The sequence below is a fragment of the Bradyrhizobium sp. CCBAU 11430 genome (assembly GCF_028128855.1).
In the GTDB taxonomy this organism is placed as follows: domain Bacteria; phylum Pseudomonadota; class Alphaproteobacteria; order Rhizobiales; family Xanthobacteraceae; genus Bradyrhizobium; species Bradyrhizobium ottawaense.
Genome location: NZ_LBJV01000017.1, coordinates 1 through 1613 on the forward strand (window position 1 = coordinate 1; position 1613 = coordinate 1613).

Below are 1613 nucleotides of genomic sequence, written 5' to 3' on the forward strand. Positions count from 1 at the left end.
CGAACTCGAACCCGTTCATGTCGGGCATCTCGATGTCGGTCAGGACCACGTCGAAGCTCTGGGCACGGAGCGCCGCGAGGCCCTCCTGCGCGGTCGGCGCGGTGCGGACGCGGTAGCCGGCGGCCTTGAGCACGGGCGCCAGCATGTTGCGGAAGAAGGCGCTGTCGTCGACCAGCAGCACCGACTGCGAGTGCATCGACGGCTTCATCTCCTTGCGGGTGAACCAGTCGGCGAACGCCATCGGGAGGAAGTGGCCGACGTCGATCACCTCGGTGGCCTGGCCCTTGATCACGGCCGAGCCGAGGATGCCGGAGGCGGAGCCGCCGACCTCGATGTTGAGCCGTTCCTCGACGATGTCGATGATCTCGTCGACGACGAGGCCCATGGAGCGGCCGTCATCGGCGAACACCAGGATCGGCTGGGCGCCCTGGCTGGCAATGGTGACGCCTTCCATGGCGACGAGCGGCATCAGCTGCTCGCGGTATTGCACCATGTAGCGGCCGTTCGAGAACTCGATCTTGTCGGCGGGCAGCTCTTCCAGGCGGGTGACGAGGCCAAGCGGGACCGCCTTGGGCTGCGACGAGCCGGCGCGGAACACCAGCAGCGAAGTGGTCTGCTCGCCGCTTCCGATGTGATGCGCGCCGTTCTCGTCGCCCATGTCATGGGCCGAGGAGCCGGCGGCGCCAAGCGCCTTGGCAATGCCGTTGGGGTCGATGATCATGATCACCGCGCCATCGCCCAGGATGGTGTTGCCGGAGAACATGTCGATGTGACGCAGCTTGGTCGACATCGGCTTCACGACGATCTCTTCGGTGTGGAACACGCCGTCGACGACGATGCCGAAGGTCTGGCTGCCGACTTGCGTGACCACGATGAAGCCGTTCTCGGGATCGGACGCGGCGCCGTCGTCGATCTTGAGCAGCTTCTTCAGATGGATCAGCGGCAGCAGCTTGTTGCGCAAGCGGAGGACCGCGGTGTCCTTGATGCGCTCGATGCGGTGCTCTGAGTTGGCGCGGGCCCGCACCAGCTCGACCACCGAGAGCTGCGGGATCGCAAAGCGGTCGCCGGCGGCTTCGACGATCAGGGCGGAGACGATCGCCAGCGTCAGCGGGATCTTGATGGTGACGGAGCTTCCCTCGCCGGCCACCGACTTGATGTCGATGGTGCCGCCGATCTGGTCGATATTGGTGCGCACCACGTCCATGCCGACGCCGCGGCCGGAGACCGAGGTGATGGCGGCTGCGGTGGAGAAGCCGGGCGCGAAGATGAACTTGTGGATCTGGGCTTCGCTCATCTTCTCGAGCTCGGCCTCGGTGACCAACCCTGAGGAGATCGCCTTGGCCTTGATCTTCTCGGTGTTGAGGCCACGGCCGTTGTCGGCGATGCAGATGATGATGTGGCCGCCCTCGTGATAGGCGGACAGGCGGATGGTGCCCTGCTCGCCCTTGCCGGATGCGAGACGCTCGGCGGGGGTCTCCAGGCCATGATCGGCGGAGTTGCGCACCATGTGGGTGAGCGGGTCCTTGATCAGATCGAGCACCTGGCGGTCGAGCTCGGTGTCGGCGCCGTGCATCTCCAATTCGATCTGCTTGCCGAGTTCGCTCGACAGGTCG

At 65.7% G+C, this 1613-nt stretch carries 1 protein-coding gene; it reads right to left on the reverse strand.

Features of this window, described 5'->3' with window-relative positions; genetic code table 11:
- Positions 1–1613 (reverse strand): hybrid sensor histidine kinase/response regulator (locus XI04_RS08120; RefSeq protein ID WP_271623552.1); only part of this gene is annotated, 1613 nt, incomplete at both ends.